The organism is Xenorhabdus innexi, from assembly GCF_002632485.1.
GTDB lineage: Bacteria > Pseudomonadota > Gammaproteobacteria > Enterobacterales > Enterobacteriaceae > Xenorhabdus > Xenorhabdus innexi.
Map to the genome: position 1 here is coordinate 1 of NZ_NIBU01000291.1, position 299 is coordinate 299.

At 60.2% G+C, this 299-nt stretch carries 1 pseudogene; it reads right to left on the reverse strand.

From position 1 onward, the window contains the following. Positions 1 to 299: pseudogene (locus Xinn_RS21665) on the reverse strand (conjugative transfer ATPase); the annotation flags it as partial.

Genomic DNA, 299 nt, shown 5'->3' on the forward strand with positions numbered 1-299 from the left:
CCCAGACTTTCGTAGTAATCGGCCAGCAGGCCAAAGCTGTTACCGGCTTCGACAATAAACAGGCGTGGCCGGTGTATTGCCATTAACTGGATCAGCGAGGCACACAGGGTGGCAGACTTCCCTGCCCCGGTCGGGCCAAACAGCAGCAAGTGGGCATTCTGGGTGCGATCCTGTTTGTTCATCGGATCGAAAGTCAGCGGTGCCCCGCCCCGGTTAAAGAAACTGAACCCCGGATGCCCGGTGCCGGTTGAGCGCCCGGTCACCGGCAGTAATCCGGCCAGATGCTGCACCCAGGTCAG